Source organism: Blastococcus sp. TBT05-19, assembly GCF_003319095.1.
Classification (GTDB): Bacteria; Actinomycetota; Actinomycetes; order Mycobacteriales; family Geodermatophilaceae; genus Blastococcus.
Genome location: NZ_QOHI01000001.1, coordinates 1,228,146 through 1,248,205 on the forward strand (window position 1 = coordinate 1,228,146; position 20,060 = coordinate 1,248,205).

At 72.8% G+C, this 20,060-nt stretch carries 26 protein-coding genes; 13 read left to right on the forward strand and 13 right to left on the reverse strand.

Features of this window, described 5'->3' with window-relative positions:
• Nucleotides 1–111 precede the first annotated feature (111 nt).
• A complete protein-coding gene (locus DQ244_RS06005) occupies nucleotides 112–1,401 on the forward strand; it encodes a hydroxyacid-oxoacid transhydrogenase (RefSeq protein WP_113810445.1) in 1,290 nt (429 codons plus the stop codon).
• A 6-nt stretch (nucleotides 1,402–1,407) separates the two neighbouring features.
• On the opposite strand, the gene DQ244_RS06010 is transcribed toward DQ244_RS06005, so the two are convergent.
• Together DQ244_RS06010 and DQ244_RS06015 are read right to left on the reverse strand one after the other, a co-directional pair.
• Complete coding sequence (locus DQ244_RS06010) at nucleotides 1,408–2,388, reverse strand: MsnO8 family LLM class oxidoreductase (RefSeq protein WP_113810446.1); 981 nt, start codon at nucleotides 2,386–2,388, stop codon at nucleotides 1,408–1,410.
• A gap of 36 nt (nucleotides 2,389–2,424) precedes the next feature.
• The gene (locus tag DQ244_RS06015; RefSeq protein ID WP_113810447.1) at nucleotides 2,425–2,841 is read right to left on the reverse strand and encodes a PaaI family thioesterase; all 417 of its coding nucleotides are present in this window, start codon (nucleotides 2,839–2,841) and stop codon (nucleotides 2,425–2,427) included.
• Between the two features lie 119 nt (nucleotides 2,842–2,960).
• Here DQ244_RS06015 and DQ244_RS06020 point away from each other — a divergent pair, with 119 nt between their 5' ends.
• The 4 genes from DQ244_RS06020 to DQ244_RS06035 are packed head-to-tail and all read left to right on the forward strand — an operon-like array spanning nucleotide 2,961 to nucleotide 6,012.
• Nucleotides 2,961–3,383, forward strand: a complete 423-nt coding sequence (locus DQ244_RS06020) for a putative T7SS-secreted protein (RefSeq protein ID WP_113810448.1) — start codon at nucleotides 2,961–2,963, stop codon at nucleotides 3,381–3,383.
• On the forward strand, nucleotides 3,380–4,162 hold the full coding sequence (locus tag DQ244_RS06025) for a hypothetical protein (RefSeq protein WP_113810449.1): 783 nt from the start codon (nucleotides 3,380–3,382) through the stop codon (nucleotides 4,160–4,162). The genes DQ244_RS06020 and DQ244_RS06025 overlap by 4 nt, the downstream gene beginning before the upstream one ends.
• Nucleotides 4,149–5,549 (forward strand): alpha/beta fold hydrolase, encoded by a 1,401-nt coding sequence (locus tag DQ244_RS06030; RefSeq protein ID WP_113810450.1) that lies wholly within the window; start codon nucleotides 4,149–4,151, stop codon nucleotides 5,547–5,549. The genes DQ244_RS06025 and DQ244_RS06030 overlap by 14 nt, the downstream gene beginning before the upstream one ends.
• A 7-nt stretch (nucleotides 5,550–5,556) precedes the next feature.
• Nucleotides 5,557–6,012, forward strand: a complete 456-nt coding sequence (locus DQ244_RS06035) for a hypothetical protein (protein ID WP_113810451.1) — start codon at nucleotides 5,557–5,559, stop codon at nucleotides 6,010–6,012.
• 8 nt (nucleotides 6,013–6,020) lie between these two features.
• Here the strand turns inward: DQ244_RS06035 and helR are convergent, their stop codons facing one another.
• Both helR and wrbA read right to left on the reverse strand, forming a co-directional pair.
• Complete coding sequence (helR, locus tag DQ244_RS06040; RefSeq protein ID WP_233491191.1) at nucleotides 6,021–8,237, reverse strand: RNA polymerase recycling motor ATPase HelR; 2,217 nt, start codon at nucleotides 8,235–8,237, stop codon at nucleotides 6,021–6,023.
• Between the two features lie 243 nt (nucleotides 8,238–8,480).
• Entirely contained in the window at nucleotides 8,481–9,083 is a 603-nt protein-coding gene (gene wrbA / locus DQ244_RS06045; RefSeq protein ID WP_199580223.1) for an NAD(P)H:quinone oxidoreductase, read from the reverse strand.
• Between the two features lie 450 nt (nucleotides 9,084–9,533).
• Between wrbA and DQ244_RS19340 the strand changes: the two genes are divergently transcribed.
• The 6 genes from DQ244_RS19340 (at nucleotide 9,534) to DQ244_RS06070 (ending at nucleotide 12,028) form a co-directional block, all read left to right on the forward strand.
• Nucleotides 9,534–9,833, forward strand: coding sequence for a helix-turn-helix domain-containing protein (locus DQ244_RS19340; RefSeq protein WP_158544478.1), 300 nt, complete (start codon nucleotides 9,534–9,536; stop codon nucleotides 9,831–9,833).
• A complete protein-coding gene (locus DQ244_RS06055; RefSeq protein ID WP_113810453.1) occupies nucleotides 9,830–10,042 on the forward strand; it encodes a hypothetical protein in 213 nt (70 codons plus the stop codon). The genes DQ244_RS19340 and DQ244_RS06055 overlap by 4 nt, the downstream gene beginning before the upstream one ends.
• Nucleotides 10,043–10,166: 124 nt before the next feature.
• Nucleotides 10,167–10,571: a hypothetical protein gene (locus DQ244_RS19345; RefSeq protein WP_158544479.1), complete on the forward strand. Its 405-nt coding sequence runs from the start codon at nucleotides 10,167–10,169 to the stop codon at nucleotides 10,569–10,571.
• Nucleotides 10,572–10,663: 92 nt separating this feature from the next.
• Nucleotides 10,664–10,876, forward strand: coding sequence for a hypothetical protein (locus DQ244_RS19350; protein ID WP_233491192.1), 213 nt, complete (start codon nucleotides 10,664–10,666; stop codon nucleotides 10,874–10,876).
• Nucleotides 10,877–11,233: 357 nt separating this feature from the next.
• On the forward strand, nucleotides 11,234–11,617 hold the full coding sequence (locus tag DQ244_RS06065; protein ID WP_147251474.1) for a hypothetical protein: 384 nt from the start codon (nucleotides 11,234–11,236) through the stop codon (nucleotides 11,615–11,617).
• 75 nt (nucleotides 11,618–11,692) lie between these two features.
• Nucleotides 11,693–12,028: a hypothetical protein gene (locus tag DQ244_RS06070; protein ID WP_147251475.1), complete on the forward strand. Its 336-nt coding sequence runs from the start codon at nucleotides 11,693–11,695 to the stop codon at nucleotides 12,026–12,028.
• Between the two features lie 46 nt (nucleotides 12,029–12,074).
• Here the strand turns inward: DQ244_RS06070 and DQ244_RS06075 are convergent, their stop codons facing one another.
• The 8 genes from DQ244_RS06075 to DQ244_RS06115 all read right to left on the reverse strand — a co-directional run bounded on the left by DQ244_RS06075 (nucleotide 12,075) and on the right by DQ244_RS06115 (nucleotide 19,028).
• Nucleotides 12,075–14,591, reverse strand: a complete 2,517-nt coding sequence (locus DQ244_RS06075; protein ID WP_113810457.1) for a hypothetical protein — start codon at nucleotides 14,589–14,591, stop codon at nucleotides 12,075–12,077.
• Nucleotides 14,581–14,913, reverse strand: a complete 333-nt coding sequence (locus tag DQ244_RS06080; protein ID WP_113810458.1) for a hypothetical protein — start codon at nucleotides 14,911–14,913, stop codon at nucleotides 14,581–14,583. The genes DQ244_RS06075 and DQ244_RS06080 overlap by 11 nt, the downstream gene beginning before the upstream one ends.
• Nucleotides 14,910–15,686 carry a hypothetical protein gene (locus DQ244_RS06085; RefSeq protein WP_113810459.1) on the reverse strand — a complete coding sequence of 259 codons (777 nt, stop codon included), beginning with the start codon at nucleotides 15,684–15,686 and terminating at the stop codon, nucleotides 14,910–14,912. Before DQ244_RS06085 ends, DQ244_RS06080 begins: the two co-directional genes overlap by 4 nt.
• Nucleotides 15,686–16,012 (reverse strand): hypothetical protein, encoded by a 327-nt coding sequence (locus tag DQ244_RS06090; protein ID WP_113810460.1) that lies wholly within the window; start codon nucleotides 16,010–16,012, stop codon nucleotides 15,686–15,688. Before DQ244_RS06090 ends, DQ244_RS06085 begins: the two co-directional genes overlap by 1 nt.
• Before the next feature lie 2 nt (nucleotides 16,013–16,014).
• Entirely contained in the window at nucleotides 16,015–16,296 is a 282-nt protein-coding gene (locus DQ244_RS06095; protein WP_113810461.1) for a hypothetical protein, read from the reverse strand.
• Between the two features lie 361 nt (nucleotides 16,297–16,657).
• Nucleotides 16,658–16,924, reverse strand: a complete 267-nt coding sequence (locus DQ244_RS06105; RefSeq protein ID WP_113810463.1) for a WhiB family transcriptional regulator — start codon at nucleotides 16,922–16,924, stop codon at nucleotides 16,658–16,660.
• Entirely contained in the window at nucleotides 16,921–18,516 is a 1,596-nt protein-coding gene (locus DQ244_RS20130; protein ID WP_113810464.1) for a terminase large subunit domain-containing protein, read from the reverse strand. Before DQ244_RS20130 ends, DQ244_RS06105 begins: the two co-directional genes overlap by 4 nt.
• Nucleotides 18,513–19,028 carry a P27 family phage terminase small subunit gene (locus DQ244_RS06115; protein WP_147251476.1) on the reverse strand — a complete coding sequence of 172 codons (516 nt, stop codon included), beginning with the start codon at nucleotides 19,026–19,028 and terminating at the stop codon, nucleotides 18,513–18,515. Before DQ244_RS06115 ends, DQ244_RS20130 begins: the two co-directional genes overlap by 4 nt.
• A gap of 83 nt (nucleotides 19,029–19,111) precedes the next feature.
• Between DQ244_RS06115 and DQ244_RS19355 the strand changes: the two genes are divergently transcribed.
• Nucleotides 19,112–19,288 (forward strand): hypothetical protein, encoded by a 177-nt coding sequence (locus DQ244_RS19355; protein ID WP_158544481.1) that lies wholly within the window; start codon nucleotides 19,112–19,114, stop codon nucleotides 19,286–19,288.
• 8 nt (nucleotides 19,289–19,296) lie between these two features.
• Here DQ244_RS19355 and DQ244_RS06120 read toward each other — a convergent pair whose 3' ends face one another.
• Nucleotides 19,297–19,542, reverse strand: coding sequence for a hypothetical protein (locus DQ244_RS06120; RefSeq protein WP_147251477.1), 246 nt, complete (start codon nucleotides 19,540–19,542; stop codon nucleotides 19,297–19,299).
• A gap of 38 nt (nucleotides 19,543–19,580) precedes the next feature.
• Between DQ244_RS06120 and DQ244_RS06125 the strand changes: the two genes are divergently transcribed.
• Nucleotides 19,581–19,808 (forward strand): hypothetical protein, encoded by a 228-nt coding sequence (locus tag DQ244_RS06125; RefSeq protein WP_113810467.1) that lies wholly within the window; start codon nucleotides 19,581–19,583, stop codon nucleotides 19,806–19,808.
• Nucleotides 19,809–20,060: the final 252 nt, after the last annotated feature.

Consider the following 20,060-nt stretch of genomic DNA (forward strand, 5'->3'; position numbering starts at 1 on the left):
GTGCGAGCGGGGTGCCCCGACACCACCACGGCCCCCTTGTGGTGTCAATCACGAGCATCTGGAAGGTTCTGAGGAGTCCACCGAACTCGCCCGAACCGCCTGGGAGAAGTCATGAGCAGCACCGTTCCCGGTAACCCGGAGACCGTCTTCACCTACGGCGCACCGCAGCTGAAGTTCGGCAACGGGGCCTCCGACGAGATCGGCTACGACCTCAGCCGGTACGGCGTGAAGCGGGTCCTCGTGGTGACCGACCCGGGGGTCGCGGCCACCGGTCACCCGCAGCGGGTGGCCGACCAGATGGCGCAGTTCGGCATCGAGGCGCGGGTGTTCGACGGCGTGCACGTCGAGCCGACCGACGTCAGCCTCATCGCCGCGATCGACGAGGCGCGGTCGACCGGGCCGTGGGACGCGTTCGTCGCCGTCGGCGGTGGGTCCAGCATCGACACGGCCAAGGCGATCAACCTGCTGACCACCAACCCCGGCGAGCTCATGGACTACGTGAACGTGCCGGTGGGGAAGGGGCAGGCGCCGCCGGAGCCCCTCAAGCCGCTGGTCGCGGTGCCGACGACGACGGGCACCGGAGCCGAGAGCACCACGATCTGCGTCATGGACGTGATCTCGGCGCGGGTGAAGACCGGCATCAGCCACGCCCGGCTGCGGCCCACCCTCGCCGTCATCGACCCGGACCTGACGTTCACCCAGCCGGCCGGCGTCACCGCGGCGTCGGGCATGGACATCCTCTGCCACGCGCTGGAGAGCTACACCGCGCGCTGGTACACGACCTACGAGCACCGGACGCCGGAGCAGCGGGTGCCCTACTGCGGCTCCAACCCGATCTCGGACATGTGGTCGGAGAAGGCGCTCACGCTGCTGGCCGGCTCGTTCCGCACCGCCGTCCGCAACGGGGACGACGCCCAGGCGCGGGCGGACATGGCGATCGCGGCGACGTTCGCGGGCATGGGCTTCGGGAACGCCGGCGTGCACATCCCGCACGCCAACGCCTACCCGATCGCCGGGCAGGTGAAGGACTTCCACCCGAAGGACTACCCGGCCGGTGAGGCGATGGTCCCGCACGGGATGTCGGTGTCGCTGACGGCGCCGGAGGCGTTCCGCTTCACCTTCGACGCGTCCCCCGAGCGGCACGTCCGGGCGGCCGAGCTGCTGGCCCCGGGCGCGGACCGCCCGTCGGACCTCGTCGAGTTCCTGCCCACCGTGCTCGCCGACCTGATGCGCGACATCGACATGCCGAACGGCATCGGCGCCGTGGGCTTCGACGAGGGCGACATCCCCGACCTGGTCGGCGGGACGATGAAGCAGCAGCGGCTGCTCGCGACCTCGCCGAAGGAGGTCACCGAGGACGACGCGGCCGGGATCTTCAAGCGCTCGATGGAGCTGTGGTGACCGGCCTCAGCTGAACAGCGCGGCCAGCGCCGCGTCCGAGGCGGCGAGGGCGTCACGGTCGTAGGTGCTGCTGCTCGCGACCAGCTCGGCGGCGCCGGTGCGCTCCAGCAGCTGGGCGAGCCGGCCCTCCACCTCGGCCGGGGTGCCGGCGATCGCCGCGGCGGCGGTCCGCTCGAGGTACTGCTGCTGGCGCGGGGTGCGGTCGGCGGCCGTGACGGCCTGCACCGGTTGCAGGGCCGGGAAGACACCCTCGGTGCGGGAGCGCGCCATCGCCCATGCCTCGGGGAGGAGCAGGTCGGCGGCCTCGGCGGCGGTGTCGGCGACCAGGACGTCGAGGCTGATCGAGATCCGCGGCTCGGGCTGCTGCTCGGACGGGCGGAAGTCCCGGCGGTAGGCCCCCAGCGCCTCGAGCCCGGGCTCCGGATCGCCGGCCACGCCCAGGACCGGCCCACCGACGACCACCGGCAGACCGAGCTCGGCCGCCACCTGCAGCCCGCTGCCGGTGGCCAGCACGTGCAGCGGGACGGCGCCGGCGGGCCGGGGGTGCATCATGATCTCCGCCGTCCCGGTGAGGAACGCCCGCAGCTCCGCGAGGTCGGCGGAGAAGTTCCGCTCGGTCTCCCGCAGCGCCCGGCGCACGGGGGGCGTGAAGCCGGGGGAGCGGCCCAGGCCGAGGTCGACCCGGCCGGGGGCGAAGGCCGACAGCGTCGCGAACTGCTCGGCGACCACGAGCGGCTGGTGGTGGGGAAGCATCACGCCGGCCGACCCGAGCCGGATGGTCCGCGTGCGGGCCGCGATCGCGGTCAGCAGCACCGCCGGGGCGGCACCGGCCACGCCGGGAACGCCGTGGTGCTCGGCGACCCAGAACCGGTCGAAGCCGAGCTGCTCCGCGCGCACGGCGCGCGCGACGGTGCCGGTGAGCGCGGCGTCGTCCGGCTCGCCGACGCGGGTGCGCGACCGGTCGAGCAGCGACAGCCTCGGGATCACGCACCTGCCAGCACGCGCGCGGGCGGCCGTGTTCCTTCAGCGGGCCTGGATCACCGTCTTGGTGACCTGGCCGGTGGCGACCAGGACGCCGTCGACGCTGGCCTCGGCGCGCATGAACGCCACCGCCCGGCCGCGGCGGAGCACGGTGCCGACGATGTCGACGGTCGCACCGCTGCTGACCGGCCGCAGCAGCGAGGCGGCGACGTCATGGGTCACCGCGTGCTCGTCCGGCCCCAGGGCCGGCAGCAGGGCCAGGAACGAGGCGACGTCGAGCAGGGCGTAGACGACGCCGCCGTGCAGCAGCTTCGCCGGGTTCTCCGATGCCGCCCCGACCTGGAACCGGATGCCGGCGGCCGGGTCCTGCGGGTCGCGCAGCTCCACGCCGAGGAAGCGGTGCAGCGGGATGTCGAGGACGACCTGCACGCGGGGGTCGGAGACGGGGTGGCCAGGCATCGGGCCAGCATCCATCAACAGCCCCGAGGGGTCTCCACAGGCCCGGCCGCGCGGTGGGCCGACGAGCCGCGGCTCCCATAGTCTCCGTCCTGGTTCAGGAACTCGGGAGGAGGACGGCGATGGGTCTGTACGGCGATCCTGCCGCCCTCGACGCGGTGGCCGACGAGCTGTCGCAGCGCGCCCGGGAGGTGCGGGCGGCCGGCGAGGAGCACCGGCGGGAAGGCGACGGCACCCGGTGGGTGTCCGAGGCGGCGTCGGCCTACCGCCGGCAGCAGCGGAAGGACTGCGCCGACGTGGACGCCGCTGCCGACGCCATGGAGCGCGCCGCCGACCTGCTGCGCCGGCACGCCGACGAGGTGCGCGAGCGGCTGGCCGCGATCCAGCGGGCCGAGGACGCGGTCCGCGCGTGGCTGTCCGAGCAGGCCGCCCGCGGCGGTGAGGTGCTCGAGGACGTCGGCGAGTTCCTGGGTGACCTCCCGGAGGCCGGCGCCGACGCGTGGCGCGGGCTGGCCGGGCAGCTCGGCCGGCTGGGGTTCGGGTGAGCGCGGCACCGCGGCGGCTGACGCTGACCGCCGCCGAGTGGTCGGTCCTGGTGACCGATCGGCTGGTCGACCCGCCGCCTGCCTTCGCTCCGGTGCCGGTGTCGCCCGCGGACCGGGACGGCGCGGTCGCGTCGCTGACCGAGGCGCGCGTCGTGGGAGCCGCCGACGGCGGGACGGCGCAACCGGTGCCGCCGGTGGCTGCGGACCTCGCGGTGCTGAGCAGCCCGTTGCTGACCGTCCGGATGGAGGTCAGCGGCCGGGCCGGTGAGCGGCAGGGCTGGTTCGCGCTCGGCCCGGGGGTGGTGGTCGGCGTGCTGACGACGCCGGACGGCGGGGTCGAGCTGTCCCTGGCTCCCGCCGTGCGGCTGGGCGCCGAACTGGCCCGCGCGGTCCCGGAGGCGCCGGAGGTCACGGGCCCGTGGCCGCCCGAGGAGGAGGCGAGCGACGGCGTGCCCCTCACCGGGCGCGTGCCGCTGGCCCTGCTGGAGGACCGGCCCCTCCCCGGCGCCGCCGACGAGGACCTGGCGCTGGTCCGGGAGCTGGAGCGGCGCACCGCGGGCTCGTTGAGCTGCCTGGTGCTCGGCCGGGTGGGGACGGACGTCGGCGCGGGGCAGGTCTCGTGGCTGGCCACCGACGCCGGCTGGGTCGGGCTGCGACCGCGCCTGGACGGGTCGCCGCGGCGGACTGTCGACCTCGTGCCCGTGGAGCCGGCCGACCTGGGCACCTGGGTGGCGCCGACCGTGGCGGCCCTGCTGGAGGCCGACGATGAGCGGCTCTGACCTCGAGGTCAGCGGTGGCGCGGGCGGGCTCGAGGCCGACCTCGCCGACCTGGCGGCGCTGGGCCGCAACAGCACCGACCTGGCGGAGATGCTCGCGGCGACGAGCCTGACCTGCCACGGGATGCTGGTCGACCCCGACGTCCTGGCCTCGGCCGTGCTGAACCCGGCCGGGGTCGCCCGGTTCGAGGCGGCGCTGCTCGAGGCCCTCGACGGTCCCGGAGGGCTGAGCGCGCTCGCCCTGCGGTTCGCGGCCCGTGCGGCGACCCTGCAGGCGGCCGCCGTCGCCTACCGGGCGGCGGACGAGGCGCTGGCCGAGATGGCCGACGCCCTGGACTGGGCGACCGGCGCGATCCCCGGGGGCCTGCTGGCATCGGTCCTCGGGCAGGTGACCGGAGCACTGCTGAGCGACCCCCGCGGGCCGGTCGAGGCGGTCCGGGCCCTGATCGACGATCCGCAGAAGTGGCTCACCGAGCACCCCGGTCTGGTCGACTCCGTGGTCAACAAGGTGCCGGGCCTGGCCTCTCGCGTGAACGCGCTCACCGGCGGCCTCCTCTCGCCCTGGATCGGCGGGGGCGACGTCCGGTCCGCAGCCGCCCGGCTCGGCCGGCTCTGGCCCGACGGCGAGCCCGTGGTCCGCACGCTGGCCGACGACGAGCGGGGCGTGGTGACCCGCGCGCCCAGGAACGTCACCGACCTGCTCGACGCGCTCGACCAGCGAGCCCGCGACTCCGGCCCGGACGAGGACCAGGTCAGCGTCCGGGTGGTCACGCAGCCCGACGGCACCAAGGCCTACATCGTCGACATCCCCGGGACGCAGGACTGGAGCCCGCCGGGGCTGTCCCCGAACTCCGCGACCAACGACCTGGGCACCAACGTCCGCGTCCTGGGTGGCGACGCGACGACGCGCCAGGAGGCGATCGCCGAGGCGCTGCGCCGTGCCGGCGCGGGCTCGACCGACCCGGTGATGCTCGTCGGGCACAGCCAGGGCGGCATGGTCGCGGCCCAGGCGGCGCACGACTCCGGAACGGCCGACTTCCCCTACGACGTGCGCAGCGTGGTGACCATGGGCTCGCCGATCGCGCGCGCCGACGTGCCGCCGTCGGTCCAGGTGCTCGCGCTGGAGAACGCCCACGACCTCGTGCCGCACCTCGACGGGCGCTCGAACGACGACGACCCGAACGTCACCACCGTGACCTTCGAGGCCCAGTACGGCTCCGTGGGGGAGAACCACGGCATCGGCAGCGCCTACCGGGACGGCTCGCAGCTCGTCGACCGCAGCGACGACCCGTCGATCGCGGCCTGGCGGCAGAGCGCGGCGCCCTTCCTCGCCGGTCCGGGTGACGCTCCTACCGTCGACGCGCACGTGTACTCGATCAGCAGGAGATGATCACGGCATGTCCTCGCTCCGCCCGCGCACCCGTCGGATGATCACCGCCGCCGTCCTGCCGCTCCTCGTCCTCGGGGTCGGCGCCTGCTCGGCGGCGGGCGGCGGTGGGTCGGCGGCCCCGTCCGACCCGTCCGTGCCCGTCGACGAGATCGGCGCAGGGATCGCCGACGAGCTCGCCCAGCGGGACGACGTCGCCACCGCCGAGGTGAGCTACAAGGACGACATCAACAACCCCGCCAGCGCCAGCGTCGACGTCCGGATGGAGCCCGGCGCCGACATGGAGGTCCTCTACGAGGAGGCCGTCCGGCTGGTCTGGCAGAGCCGGATCAACCCGCTGATCCTCATCTACGTCAACGTGATCAACCCGGCCGATCCGCCGTCGGGGCTGAGCCGCACGCTCGACGTGCGCAAGGCCGAGGTCCGGGACCCGATCGAGGAGAAGTACGGCCCGCACCCCGACTGAGCCGCAGGTCACGGGCTGGTGAGGACCACCAGCTGCTGGGTCGCCCGGGTCATGGCGACGTAGCGGTCCACGGCTCCCTCGACGCCGGTTCCGAAGTCCTCGGGATCCACCAGGACGACCAGGTCGAACTCGAGCCCCTTCGCCAGGACGGGCGTCAGCGACCGGACCCGGTTCGTCGCCTCGAAGGTCGGGTCGCCGATGACGCAGGCGACGCCCTCGTCGTGCTCGGCGAGCCACGAGTCGAGGATCCGATGCAGATCGGCGGCTGACCCGTGGACGACGGGCACGCCGCTGCTGCGGATGGACGTCGGCACGTTGGCGTCCGGCAGCACCGCGCGGATCACCGGCTCGGCCTCGGCCATGACCTCGGCCGGCGTGCGGTAGTTGACGCTCAGCGAGGCCAGCTCGACGCGGAGTAGGCCGACGCGCCGCAGCCGCTCCTCCCAGGGCTCGGGGAACCCGTGCCGCGCCTGGGCGCGGTCGCCCACGATGGTGAAGCTGCGCGACGGGCAGCGGAGCAGCAGCATCTGCCACTCGGCGTCGGTGAGCTCCTGCGCCTCGTCCACGACGACGTGCGCGAACGGGCCGGCCAGCGCGTCGGGATCCGCGGTCGGCAGGGCGGCGTCGTCGACCAGGGCGTCGCGCAGGTCCCCGTGGCGGAGCGACGTCATGAGCAGCAGCTCGGAGTCGTCGGCCGCGATCAGCTCGTCGATGACACCGGCCATGCGCTCCCGCTCGGCGGCCTCGACGGCGTCCTGCCGGCGCTTGCGCGCCGAGGCCGCGGGGTCACCGAGCCGCTGGCGGGCCGCGTCGAGCAGCGGCAGGTCGGACAGGGTCCAGGCCCGGGGGTCGGTGCGCTGCAGCGCCCGCACCTCGTCGGGGGAGAGGTCGGGCGCGCACTTCCGGAGGTAGGCGGGCACCGACCAGAGGTCACCGACGACATCGGGCGCCTCGAGCACCGGCCAGGCGCGGCTGAACGCCGTCCGCAGCTCCCGGTCCTGCTGCAGCGCCGTGCGGAGCAGCTCGCCGGGCACCTCGCCGTCGTGCTTGTCGACGACGATCGCGAGCAGCTCCTCCCAGACCTGCTCGCGTCCCTCGTTGTGCGGCGTCCCCGGCTCGGCCGCCTCGAAGGCCTCGGCCCAGTCGGCGGCGGTGAGCCGGACCTCGTCCCACGGCGTGGTGACCGTCATGCCCTTCGGAGGGGGCTCCTCGTAGAACCGGACCGCGGCCTCGACCGCCGCCACCAGGTGGGCCGACGACTTGAGGCGGGCGACCTGCGGGTCGGCCTCGACCGTCGCCGCGGCGCCCTCGGGCACGAGGTCGCGCAGGGTGCAGGTCTGCACGCCCTCCTCGCCCAGGCTCGGCAGCACGTCGGAGACGTAGGCCAGGTAGGGCTGGTGCGGCCCGACGAAGAGGACGCCGCCGCGCCGGTGACCCAGGCGTGGATCGGAGTAGAGCAGGTAGGCGGTGCGGTGCAGGGCGACGACGGTCTTGCCGGTGCCCGGGCCGCCGTCGACGACGAGCGCGCCCTCGGAGCCGGCGCGGACGATGGCGTCCTGGTCGGCCTGGATGGTGCCCAGCACGTCGCGCATCCGCGCCGTCCGGTTGGTGCCGAGGCTGGCGATGAAGGCGGACTGGTCGTCGAGCGCGGCGTGCCCCTCGAACCCGTCGGGGGTGAACACCTCGTCCCAGTAGTCGGTGATCCGGTCCCTCGTCCAGCGGTAGCGGCGCCGGCTGCGCAGCCCCAGGGGGTTGCCGTGGGTCGCGCCGAAGAACGGCTCGGCGGCGGGGGAGCGCCAGTCCAGGAGCAGCCGGCGCCGGGTCTCGTCGGTGAGGCCGAGACGGCCGATGTAGACGGGCTCGGAGCCGTCGGCGGGCACGATCCGGCCGAGGCAGAGGTCGAGACCGAAGCGGCGCAGGGTGCGAAGGCGGGCGCTGAGGCGGTGCACCTCGAGGTCGCGGTCGAGCGCCTCCTGGCCGATGCCGCCGGGGGCCTTGCGCTCGGCGTCGAGACGGGCGGCGAGCTCGGTGGTCTGCTGCCGGAGGCTGTCGGCGATGGCGGCGAAGTGCTCCTCGTCGTCGGCGACGAGGGCCGGATCGGCTTTGGCGGCGAGGTTCTCGGGAAGGGCGAACGCGCTGCTGGTCAGGGGTCTGACTCCGCTCTGGGTCGTGCCGGAGGTGCTCGTGGCGGGCGAGTCTCCGGCACCCCCGAGGTCTTGCCGCAAGCCCCGGGACGCGCTATACGTTGGAAGTGGCAGGGAGTGCCGCTCTCGCGCCGCCGCCTCTCTGCGCCGTCACCGATGCGTGCGCCGACTCCCGCCGATCACCAGGCAGGGCGCGGAGGCCCTGGACCACGCCACGAGCGCCTGGCCACCGCCGTCGCGGTGCGGCAGGAGCGGACCTGCCGCCCACGCAGGGACGGCTCCGCGGTCACCGACCGCAGAGCCGTCCCGAGTGCTGGGTCGAACTCAGGCGACGAGCTTGGCCGTGATCTCGGCCAGCCGGCGGCCCTGGTAGCGCGCGGCGGTCAGCTCGGCCTCGGTCGCCGTCTCCGACTGGCCGCCGGACGCCGTGGAGACGCCGTAGGGGTTGCCGCCGGCCTCGAACAGCAGCGGGTCGGTGTAGCCGGGCGGCACGATGACCGCACCGAAGTGCGAGAAGATGTTGAAGAACGTCAGGAGCGTCGACTCGTTGCCGCCGTGGACGTTCTGCGCGCTGGTGAACGCGGTGGCGCCCTTGTTGGCGAGCTTCCCGGTGAACCAGAGGCCACCGAGCTGGTCGATGAACTGCTTCATCTGCGACGCAGGCGTGCCGAAGCGGGTGGGGCTGCCCAACGCGTAGCCGTCGGCCCACTCCATGTCCTCCGGCGTGGCCTCCTCCACCTGGTCGGCGGTGGCGTCGACGTGCGCGCGCCACAGCGGGTTGGAGTCGATGGCCTCCTGCGGGGCGAGCTCGGGCACCCGGCGGAGGCGGACCTCGGCGCCTGCCTCGCGAGCTCCCTCGGCCAGCGCCTCGGCGAGCTGGTGGACGTTCCCCGTGGACGAGTAGTAGATGACGGCGATGTTGGGCACGGTTCTCCTCGTGGCGTCGTGGATGTGTAGCGAGCCCGTCTGACGTGCGTCATTGAACGCTCAACTACCCCTGCCGACGGTACAGCGCGGTCGCTCTCCTCGCACGTCGTCGCAGGCCGGTGCTCCTCGCGGAACTCGCCGGCCCGGGTCGGCGGCACTGCGCCGACGATCAGCCGGTTGTGATCACGCCGACGTGAGCGGCGATGGCGTGTGGTGGGGCGGGTGGGGCTCGAACCCACGACCCAGGGATTATGAGCCCGGCGGACCGGGTGTCGGCGGTGGTCGACCATGACCGGTGCAGGTCGTTCGCGCAGGTCAGAGAGCCAGTCCGGTTCGCTGGCGTTCGGCGTCGTCGGATGCGCCGCTGCGCGTTCGTGCCCACCCGGTGCCCACCTACTACTGCCACGTGGGCACTTCCGCTCAGGTGGTGTCTTCCCCCACGGTGGCCGCATGACCGACAACGAGATCAAGGCGCTGGCGAAGCTGCTGCAGCCGTACCGGGGCAAGGTCGAGGAGGTCTGGGGCCGCCAACGACCAAGGGCTGTGAGTTCGCCGACCGAGCTCCTGACGATCCCGGAGACCGCTGCGGTCCTCGGCTACAAGGACCGCGGCACGGTCTACGACCTCATCTCCTCGGGGGCCTTGCGCGCCGTCGACATCCGGGCGACCGGCAGGCAGGCGAAGACGCGCGTCCGGCGCGATGACCTGCAGGACTTCATCGACTCGCGCACCCGGAGGTCACCCCGATGAGCCGCACCCGCGAGGAGTGCATCGCCGCGGCGGCGCGGGCGTTCAACGCCGGCCGCGCCCGCCGGGACGCCCTGCCGGTGATGGACGCCGCCCACGAGGCCTACGTGCCCGGCGGGCCCAGCGTCGAAGAGCTCGCCGCACGGATTCGAGCGATGCGAGATCAGGCGCGGCAGCGCGCCTCCACAGACACGTCCCCGCCGACCGGCTGAGACGAGGCGGGCCCGGCAGGTGGTTGCACACCGGCCGGGCCCTGGATCCCAACCCCCAAGGAGGGCGAGGACCGTGAACCAGAACGCTACTGTCGACCACCGACAGGAACAGTCCCCCGAGCGAGTGACCGTCGACCTCAACGGCCAGACCTGGGAGCTCGACACCGCCGAGCAGGCCTCCATCGAGGTGTTCCTGACGGAACTCCGCAGGGCTCGTGAGCATCAGCCGTGGTGCGACCGCAAGCAGCACCGTCAGGTGGTCGCCGACGGACTGGAGGACAGCGGCTGCGTCGGCCGCATGATCAAGGCCACCGGCGGCGAGGTCACCGGCTGGTGGCACCAGGACGAGCCCGGAGCAGAGCCGCGGTTCTACGTCGACGCCAACGGCGGCGGCTGGGACCCGAGCCGGAAGGACCTCGAGGTCGTCGACCGGCTGCTGTCCTCCGGGCCGAAGGACGACCTCTGGGGCCTCATCGGACGGGCCCTCGGCGAGCTGGAGCACGGCATCAGCTGCGGGAAGCAGTCGTGACAGCCGCGGTGGCCGGCGGGCAGGGCCGAGGTCGGGAAGCTCGTCGTCTCTACGAGGAAGAGGGGCGGTCGCTGCGGCAGGTGGCTGCCCGCATGGGTGTGTCGCACTCGACGGTGCGGCGGCTGCTGCTTGAGCAGGGGGTGTCGATGAGGCGCCCGCGACTGTGGGCGGTCCCGGACGCGCCTCCCGCAGCCCTGCAGGTGGCACCGGAGCGGGCGTCGATCGCCTTCACCGCTGACCGGGGCTGGCACCTGGTGCAGGCACCGCCGGGCTGGTTCCTCGACCTGCTCGCCGAGCTCGACTAGGGCCAAAGGACGACCCCGCCCCTTTCCCGACCGGGTCCAGGGCGGGGTCGTCTCTATACGCGCCGATGAACCGATACGGTGCCGTCCACCAACCAGCGAAACGGGGCCAGCATGACGGAGCAGACCCAACCAGGAGAACCGACAGGGGAAGGCTCGGCTGTACCAATCGGAGCTTCGAGCGCCGCGGAGGAGACGCCGCGACCACGCTCGACCTGGGGCTTTCCCGCTGCGGCTCTCGCAGTCGGGCTCCTCGTGGGAGGCGCTGTCGGAGCTGGTATCAGCATCGCGTCCAGCGATCCCACGCAGTCCGAGGAGTACCGGGCCCTCGAGCAGGACCTGGAGGCGGCAGAGGACCGGGTGCAGACGATGTCGGACCGAGCCCGGGAGGTGCAGAGCGCTGCCCAGGAGGCCGTCGATGAGGCCGCGCAGCGCCGTGCCGAGTTGGATGAGCGGGCCGCCGAGGTGGCCGCCCGGGAGCAGGCTGTGACCGCGGTGGAGCAGCAGATCGCGGCCAACTCGATCACCAACGGTATCTGGACAGTCGGTGTGGACGTCGAACCGGGGACCTACCGCGTCTCCCAGCCCTTGACCGGGTACTGCTACTGGGCGATCTACCGGACGGGGAGCAACGGCGACGACATCATCGAGAACGATGGACCGGAGGGCGGTTTCCCAACCGTGACCCTGAGCGCCGGCCAGGACTTCGAGAACAGCGGCTGCGGGACCTTCGTCAAGCAGTAGGTCGAACGCTGTCGGTGGTCGCCGCTACGGTCGGCGGCGAGCCCGCCGCACCCGCGGCCGAAAGAGGGAGTGGCGATGCCTAGCGCCGAGGACGACAGGAAGCTCGTCCGGTACTTCGTGATGTCCGACAGGTACGAACCTGAGGTGCAGGTTGGAGGCGAACTTCCCGAGGGTGCCTTCATGGTCTTCACGGTGCTCACCGGCGAGTCGCTGGACTTCTGGTGCAGCAAGATGGACGTGAAGGGGTCGGGAGGGTCCGTCCCTCAGCGGGTCAACTGGAGCACCACCAACAGCGGCACGCTGGTCGTGCACCGGATGGGCGACCCGGAGACGGCCCTGCGGCTGTACAGCCCGTCGGCGTGGCTGGAGGTTGATCCCACGCCGTTCGAGGCCATGCGGAGGCGTTCCTAGCGCGCCCTCCCAGGCCTCGAGCGGTAACTCAGGCCGTAGGCCACCATCAGCGGGTGCCCGTGAGGAACTCGACGTCACGCTGGGCTTCGACGATCCGCTGAGCGATGCGGCGCTCATCGGCCGTGTTGGCGGTGACCGTGATGTGCGTGCCTGCGCGCACAGCCGCGGCGGGCGACGAGTGGGTCCCGGTGGTCACCGCACCCCCCGACGCGTACCCGCGGATGGCCAGCGCGGCCTGCCGCAGCTGCTCCACGGCGCCGTGCCCACCGGCGGCCCGAACCTCTCGGGCGGTCCACACGTGCTCGTTGTTGGACAGGCGGGCCGGGATCGAGTCCGACGTCTCCGATCCGGGGCCGAACACCGGACCGCCGGTGGCGCGCTGCAGGCCACCGCCGCCGCCCAAGCCGCCCAGGGTGGTGCGGGCCGCACCCGTGTTCACGATCGCTTGGATCTGGATGGTGCGCCGCTGGTTCATCAGTGCCGCCAGCGCGTTCTCGGCCGGCGAGGTGTCGGCGGTGACGTAGATGCGCCCGTTCGGCAGGGTGCGCACCGTCAGGCCGAGGCCCTCCAGTCGCGCCTTCTGCTCGGCCGTGGGCGCGTCGATGAAGATCGTCTTGTTGCCGGGCACCTGGATGACGGACAGGCCGAGGTCGCGCATCCGCTGCGCCGTGGTCGCCGCAGAGGCGCTGGTGCTGTTGAGCGCCACCCCCTCGGCCCTCAGCGTCTCGATCTGCTGGCCGATCGCCGCGGCCATCTCCGGGCCCGCCGCGGACTGCAGCCGGTACAGCTCGGCCAGAGTCTCTTCCTGGATGATGCGGGCGTAGCCGGAGTGCTCCTTCGACAGACCAGACAGGTCCGCCTGCTGCTGACCGAACGCGGTCGCGGTCGCCATCGCCTGCTCCTCGGCCGCCAGCATGGCCCGCTCGACGTCCTCCTGCGAGGTTCGCAGGTTCTCATCGGCATTGGTGCGGTTCTTGATCGCATCCGCCAGGCCGGCCTGGGCGTCCTCCAGGTCGTTGACCGACTTCCGGTACGCGAAGCCCGAGTCGATCGCCGCCAGCGCCTGCGCTGCCTGCTCGACCATCGCCGACGTGACGCCGTCGAGCGCGAACTCGGTCGCTGTGGCCTGGCGCTCCAGCTCGCGCTCGGCGGAGGTGAGGGCCCTCGCCGCGCCCTCAGCCTCGCTGCTGCCCTGCCCGTGCTTGGCGACCATGTCGTTCAGGTGCTCGGTGGCGTTGGCGACGCCTCGCTGCGCCTTCTCCAGCGGCGTCATCGCTGCTTCCAGCTGCTTCGCCTTCTGCCCGGCCTGCTCCAGCGTCTGGGCGGTGGTCGCGTACTGCCCCTGAATGCCGGTGAAGAGGCCGACGAGAGCACCCTCGAAGCCCGAGTTGACCTCGGCCATCGCCGTGCCGAAGTCGAGCATCTGCGCGCGGGCCTCATCGGCAGCGTTGCCGCCCGCCGCGAGCGCCTGCGCCCACGAGGTGGCCTGCTCTTCCATGCGGGCCATGACCAGCGTGACGCCAGCGATCGCAGCCCCGAGGATGGGTCCGGCCTTCTCGCTGAGGCTCTCGGCCTTCTCGCCAACCGCCTGCAGCTGCTCGCCCATCGCAGAGCCACCCTCGGAGGCTCCCTGCATCCGCCCGCCGAGGTCACCCAGAGCCGACCCGAGGTTGCTGAGCAGCCCGGTGGCCACCCCGGCGGCCTTGAAGGCGCCGAACGCCGCGACCAGCGGGGGCAGCGCCGGGCCCAGGGCCGTGACGACCGACAGGACCCCGCCCATGGCGGTCGACATCATCGGCAGCACCATCGAGGCAAGCTCGGCGCCCTGGCCGAGGAGCTCCCCGAGGATGGGCAGCAGGTCGCCGACGATGTCGCCGAGCGACGCGAACGCCGCACCGGCGGCCGGCGAGTGGTTGCTGAGCCGGTCGAAGAAGTCGCCGAGCCCCTGCCCGGTCGAGGCCAGGAACGACTCGAAGCCGTCGAACACCGGGCCGGCGGCGGCGACCGAGCGGGCGAGGCCCGGCATGGCGTTCTCGGCGAGCCGGATCACACCGGCGGTGGTCGACTCGATCAGCGGCGCCGAGTCGGCAAACACGGCCCGCAGCTGAGGGCGCATCCGCTGGAACGCGGCACCGATCTGGTCGGCCATCTGCACGTACACCGGCACCAGGACAGCGGAGTCCTCGACCGCGGAGTCGCGGATGTCCCGGCCCATCGCCGTCCACGCCCGCCGCACCTCGAGGGTCTGCGCGGCCGCGGCCCCACCGATGCCTGCGAAGAGGGTCCCTGCCGCGACGGTCATCACCGGCGCCCCAGCGGCGAGCGCCGCGCCCACGCCAGCGACGATCAGCGGGCTGTTCCGGATCAGGCCCTGGTTGATGCCCTGCGCCAGTCGGCCGCCGGACTTGCGGCCCTCGTCTTCGAAGATCCGCGAGACCCGGACCATCTCGCGCTGCACCGTCGGCGGAAGGGTCTCGATCTCGCGCCTGGCCTGCGCGATACCGCGGCCGACGTTGTTCTCGAGCTCCAGTCGGAGGGTGAGCTCACCGAGGTCAAGAGCCATCGGTCAGCCTCTCCCGCGCGGCCAGGATGGCCTCAGACTCCGACCCGGCGGCGGCCAGCTCGGCCAGTGCCGCCTTCGCCGCCGGGTCCGCATCGGCGAGCTGCCGGAACTCCTCCAGCAACTCCTCCCGCTCGCCGACCGGAAGCTGGCGGGCCAGGCAGGCGGCGACGTGCGCCAGCGCCGCGGTCGCAGCGTCCCGGTCGGCTCGGGGCTGGCCCGCCACGATCGAGCGCACACCACGGGCCAGCTCAGGCGCCGTGCCGGCGGTGTCAGCGACTCTCAGCAGCTCCAGCGCCACCCCGTAGGGGTGCAGCCGGATCACGCGGCGTCGCCCTGCTGCCCGCCGTCACCAGCGACGCTGGCGTCCTGGTAACCGGCGGTGGCCTCCTGCTCGGCGAAGCGCGCCTCGAACGCCGCCGCCATCAGCGCCGTGGGGTCCTGCCGAACACCCGCGACGGTCTGCTCAAGGGTGCGCGCCGAGACAGACCAACCAGCCTCCACAGCCTCGAGCTCACGCCGCATCCGGTGCGCCGCAGCCGTGTCCCCGCCGGCGACCTCGGCCAGGCGATCCTCCACGGACCGCACCAGACCGCTGGTGTCGGGCTCCTGCTGCCCGTAGCCCTCCATGCCGGACCGCCGCGGCTGCGTGGCCCACAGGTAGTTGGGGCCGAACTCCCGGATGGCCATGAGGCTCGGCACGTCGGAGAACTGGGTGATGACCTCGGCCATCGAGCGGCCGTTGTCCAGGGCTCGCTGCACGTTCGCCCACGCCATGGTGAGGCGGTTGAGCTGCGCGGCGTCGTCGTCGGCGACCATCGGCCGCTTCCCGTCCGCCCACGCACGGATCTGCGCCGCCGCCTGCCGCTGCTCGGCCTGGAGGCTCTCGAGCTGCTTGGCCGCCTTCGTGCGGGCAATCTCCTCCATCTGCCGACGGCGCTTCCCCAGCCCCTCGGGGGTCAGGTCGGGGTTGCTGTAGCCGGCGGCCTCCTGCAGGGCGTTGCGGAGGTCCCTGTCGACGAGGAACAGCCGGTGCTTGAGGTCGGCCAGCTTGCCGTGCGCCTGCTGCGCGTTCAGCCGATCGAGGAGGTCGCTCATCAGCCGGCCACTCGGGTGGACGGGATGTGCGGGTTGATCGTCTCGGCCAGCGGCGCGAGCTCGTAGACGTCGCCGTCGGGGTAGGTGGTGGTCTGTGCGCCGGTGTCGATGTCGCGCGTGATGGTCGCCATGCGCCCGTCGGGCCCCTGGACCTGGTAGGTCTCGGTGCGGCCGGCGGACTTGCGGGCCACCGGCTGCTCACCCGGCGCGTACATCGCCGCGGGAGCGGTCCCCAGGCCACTGGCGGGCGCGTCACGGGGCGCGTCCACGGTCGACGCGCGCACGCCCTCCGGGGCGTCCTGCGGGCCAGTCAGCTGCTCGGCCATGGTCAGACCACCTCGAGGGAGTACACATTGGAGCCGTGCGGGTTGCCGGCCTCACCCGGCTTCCCGGCGTTCACCGGGGCCCGGTAGTCCCCGGGCTTCGGGTCGACGGCGGCGTCTCGCAGCCGACTTCCGATCTGGATGTCCTGCACGTCGCGGGGGTCGATCATCCGGTGCTCCTGTTCCCTGGCCGCGAGAGCCAGGCGTCGGCGGGCCATCTGGCCCAGGGGGTCGTTGAGGGGCAGCAGCGCGGCCACGTTCGCGGCGACCCGCGCCGGGGACGTCACGGCACCCGCCTGGTGCGGATGTGCCGCTGCAGGTCGTCGACGTCCACAACGAGCGACCGAGCGCCGAGACGGCGGTGCACGACTCGTCCATCCGCGCACAACTGCCGGACACGGCGGCCCGTCATTCCGACGGCCCGGCCGGCCACCTCGGCGCTCGTCCACTCCCTCACGACGTCCATGCTTCCGGCCCGCTCCGTCGCGCTTCCGGTATCGGAAGCCGCCTGGAGGAGGGCCCCGTACAGCTCCACCACCACGCCAGGCACCCGACCGCGGCCACCCGAACGCACCAGCAGCTCAATCGTCGCCAGGAGCCCGTCCGCGGCCTCCTGTGCACGTCGGCCACAGAGCTCCGATAGGTCGCTCACGCCGCCGCCACCAGCCGGGTCCGCTCCGGGCGCGTCAGGCCGCCCCACAGCCCCTCCTCGTCGGCCGCGAGGGCGTACGCAAGGCACTCGGGTTGCACCGGGCAGTCGTCGCAGCCACGGCGGGCCTCCGCCAGCAGGACGCCCTTCGCCTCGAACCACGCATCCGGCACCGCCGACTCCTGGCACGGAGACGGGCCGTGCACCCGCAGCGCCGACCGCAGCTCCTGCCACTCCGACATCTGCTCCGTCCGGCCGGCGGTCACCACGGCTCCGCCTGCTCGCGGCCGGCGGGCAGGTACCACCACTGGCCGGTATCCCGCAGCGGGACAGGCTGGCGCGGCACCAGCAGCCCACCGTTGCTCGTGACGACGTCGAGCTCGCCGGTGGCCAACTGCTCCGCCAGGCGCTCACGCGAACGCTGGTAGCCGTGCTCGGCGGCCTCCCAGTCACCCGGGGAGGCGTAGAAGCTGCCGCCCGGGTTGCGCCACGCGAAGTCGTCGACCTCCCCGACGCACGACACGGCCTGCATCAGCGCGAGCGCCAGATCGTCGTGGCCGGCGCGCTCCGGAACGGCGATCTTCACAGACCCCGACGGGCTGTACTCGAACTGCAGCGCGTTCAGCTGCCGCAGCAGCTCCGGGTGCCGAGGAAGTACTAGCCGCTCCTGCTGCAGCAAGGCCTTTAGCTTGCCGAACCCGGCCTGCTTGCGACGGGCATCCGTCCAGACCTCACACACGTGCACCGACGAGCCGAGCCCGACCCGCTGCAGGCCCTGGCGCAGCATGAAGGTGGCAGGGTCCCCGACCCCGTTGACCTCGGAAGCCGCGACGTGCACCAGGTAGGACGAGCACACCTCCACCAGGTGCTGCACGAACAGCGGCCACGACCAGTCCATCTCAGCCCGCAGCCACGGCACGAACAGCGCCCGCTGACCGACCCCCAACCGGTCGTCGTTCAGCCCCCAGTCCTCCAGCGGCGCCACCAGCGCCACCGCGTTCGCGTCCCGACGCAGACCCCAGTCGATGCCCATCACCGCCGGCAGCGTCCGCTGGTAGCCCGGGCCCTGCACGAACGGCGACGCCTCCCGCGCCACCGCCGGCGACATCAGCTCGTAGTCCGCCGTTGCCGCGTGCAGCTCCTCAGCCGAGAAGTACGCCTGCTGGTCCTGCACCCACTCGGCGAGCACCTCCTGGCGGTACACCCAGTCCGGGTCCGTGCGGCGCCAGTCCTGCAACAGTCGGTCATCCACCAGCGGCGACACCTGCGACGGCCAGTGGAACGACTCGTAGCCCTCCGCGCCGCCCTTCCCCAGCCGGAACGCCTGCCCGAAGAACCGGTCCTGCGACCCGAACGGCGTCCCCGCCATCACCACCCGCGACTCCGGCTTGGCGATGATCGTGTAGCGCACCGCCCGCCACAGCTCATCCGAGATCGACGCCGCCTCGTCCAAGATCAGCAGATCCACCGACGGCCCACGAGCCTGCCGCTCCGACGCCGGGATGCACCGGATCACCGACCCGTTGCTCAACACCACCCGCTGCGTATTCGAGTCCATCTCCGACCCCGACAGCAGCGGCGACGACGACAGCGCCTTGATGTCCTCCAGCAGCTCCTTCGCCGCATCCTCACCGGCCGACAGGATCAGCACCCGGCAGTCCCGGCGGGTGAACGCCGCATGCAGCGCGATCACCGCCAGCGTGCGCGACTTCCCCGCCTGACGGCCGGACACCATCACGCGGGTTCGGGCCGGGGACGTCACCACCTGCTGCTGATGCGCCCACAACGGCTCACCGATCAACTGCCGGGCGAACTCCCGCGGATCCAGCAGTGACTCCACCACCTGCACCGACGTCACGCCCCCTCACCCGACCGCTCCGAGGGCACCCGCTGAGCGGCGTCCTGCGCCTCCTGCATCCGCGACAGCAACTCGGCCATGTCCACCCGGGCCGCCGCCACGTTCCGCCCCAACCGGGCCCGCGACATCGGCGTGAACCCCAGCTGTGTCCGCAGGCTCATCGCCCGCGTCTCCGCCCTGTGCAGCTCCCGGTACGCCGCCTCCACCCGCTTCGCCTCGAGGTCGGCGAGGTCCGTCTCCTCGGCCTCCGCCAGCTTCCCCAGGTACTCCTCGAGCAGCTGCACCTTCGCCTCCGCCCGCCCCAGGGCGTGCAGGGCCGGTCCGTCCGCCGTGGTCAGCCACGTCACCGACGGATCAGCCGCGTACGCGTCGACGAACTGCTGCGCCAGCGGCTCGATGCGCCGGTCGGAGTACACCCCGTGCCGCAACGACAGCGTGTGCCCCGGCTGGAACGGGGGCCGCTGACCCGGGAACGCCGGCGTCCAGTCCGCGGGCTGCTCGGCCGTGGTCACGACGAGCACCCCCCGGCGACCCGACCTACGGTCAGCGGGAGGACCACATCCACCGTGGGCGTGACCGAGGAGAGGGACAGGACATGGCGACGCAGGGCGACGCGAAGGACGCAATCTTCAACCACATCGTGGAGGCGCTGGAGGAGGCCAAGGAGACCCTGGCCGCGTCTGCGCGGGCGGAAGCGATCAAGGAGCTCGCCCTGGCCTACCGGCTCACTTCGGGTGGCACCCAGCCCGGTAGCGCGGTGCTCACGAAGTAGGCCCCGCATCACGGCTCATCCCGCCACGCGTCAGCAGCCAGCGGGGCACGCCCGTCGTCCAGGCCCACGTCGACCAGCAGCCGGCGCAGCGCCATCCCCGCGTCCAGCACGGCCGGGGGAGTGCGATCACCTGACCGCTTCGACAGCTCCTCGAGCGCGTTGAGTAGCCCGCCCGCGCCCCAGGCCGCGACGACCTGCCGCCACTCCGCGGGGTCGACGTACCGCGGGTCGGCCGCCGTGATGGGGGTGTTCATGCCGCTCATGCCGCAGACCGCCCGGCACACTGCCGGTCATGTACGGAATCGCTGACCACTGGGGCTACGGGCAGATCATCACCGCGGCCTGGCTCCGGATCGATGCCGACCGCGAGCGCGGGGGCGCCTACGCCGTGCACGCGCGGCTCAACGAGGAGACGCTCCGAACCCACAAGCCAGCGACCGAACAGCGAGGCGAACCGTGTACCGCCTGTGGCCAGGAGTGGCCATGCGCCGAGTTCGGCAACGTCTTCGCGCCGGACTGACCCAGGGATTGCAGGTCCCACAGCGTTCCTCTGACCAGCGGAGACGAGGCGGATGGGCACAGCGTGGGCACATGGGCTCAGCGTCGACAGTGACATTCGACGTCCCGATGAGAGGCGACCCATCGCGTGCGCGGCATCCCCGCACATCGGCAGGCGGCCGACACCCCGCCGATCGGCCCGGGGTGTCGGCTGGAACCTGTCGGCTGGGGGTGTCGCGTACAGATAGGTGTCGGCTGACGCCGACACCCCTAT

Excerpts from the sequence above, each read along its gene's own strand:
- DQ244_RS06005 (WP_113810445.1), top strand. The coding sequence starts at position 112 with ATGAGCAGCACCGTTCCCGGTAACCCGGAGACCGTCTTCACCTACGGC.
- DQ244_RS06015 (WP_113810447.1), bottom strand. The coding sequence starts at position 2,841 with ATGCCTGGCCACCCCGTCTCCGACCCCCGCGTGCAGGTCGTCCTCGAC.
- DQ244_RS06020 (WP_113810448.1), top strand. The coding sequence starts at position 2,961 with ATGGGTCTGTACGGCGATCCTGCCGCCCTCGACGCGGTGGCCGACGAG.
- DQ244_RS06030 (WP_113810450.1), top strand. The coding sequence starts at position 4,149 with ATGAGCGGCTCTGACCTCGAGGTCAGCGGTGGCGCGGGCGGGCTCGAG.
- DQ244_RS06035 (WP_113810451.1), top strand. The coding sequence starts at position 5,557 with ATGTCCTCGCTCCGCCCGCGCACCCGTCGGATGATCACCGCCGCCGTC.
- DQ244_RS19340 (WP_158544478.1), top strand. The coding sequence starts at position 9,534 with ATGACCGACAACGAGATCAAGGCGCTGGCGAAGCTGCTGCAGCCGTAC.
- DQ244_RS06055 (WP_113810453.1), top strand. The coding sequence starts at position 9,830 with ATGAGCCGCACCCGCGAGGAGTGCATCGCCGCGGCGGCGCGGGCGTTC.
- DQ244_RS19350 (WP_233491192.1), top strand. The coding sequence starts at position 10,664 with ATGGGTGTGTCGCACTCGACGGTGCGGCGGCTGCTGCTTGAGCAGGGG.
- DQ244_RS06070 (WP_147251475.1), top strand. The coding sequence starts at position 11,693 with ATGCCTAGCGCCGAGGACGACAGGAAGCTCGTCCGGTACTTCGTGATG.
- DQ244_RS06075 (WP_113810457.1), bottom strand. The coding sequence starts at position 14,591 with ATGGCTCTTGACCTCGGTGAGCTCACCCTCCGACTGGAGCTCGAGAAC.
- DQ244_RS06085 (WP_113810459.1), bottom strand. The coding sequence starts at position 15,686 with ATGAGCGACCTCCTCGATCGGCTGAACGCGCAGCAGGCGCACGGCAAG.
- DQ244_RS06090 (WP_113810460.1), bottom strand. The coding sequence starts at position 16,012 with ATGGCCGAGCAGCTGACTGGCCCGCAGGACGCCCCGGAGGGCGTGCGC.
- DQ244_RS19355 (WP_158544481.1), top strand. The coding sequence starts at position 19,112 with ATGGCGACGCAGGGCGACGCGAAGGACGCAATCTTCAACCACATCGTG.
- DQ244_RS06120 (WP_147251477.1), bottom strand. The coding sequence starts at position 19,542 with ATGAACACCCCCATCACGGCGGCCGACCCGCGGTACGTCGACCCCGCG.
- DQ244_RS06125 (WP_113810467.1), top strand. The coding sequence starts at position 19,581 with ATGTACGGAATCGCTGACCACTGGGGCTACGGGCAGATCATCACCGCG.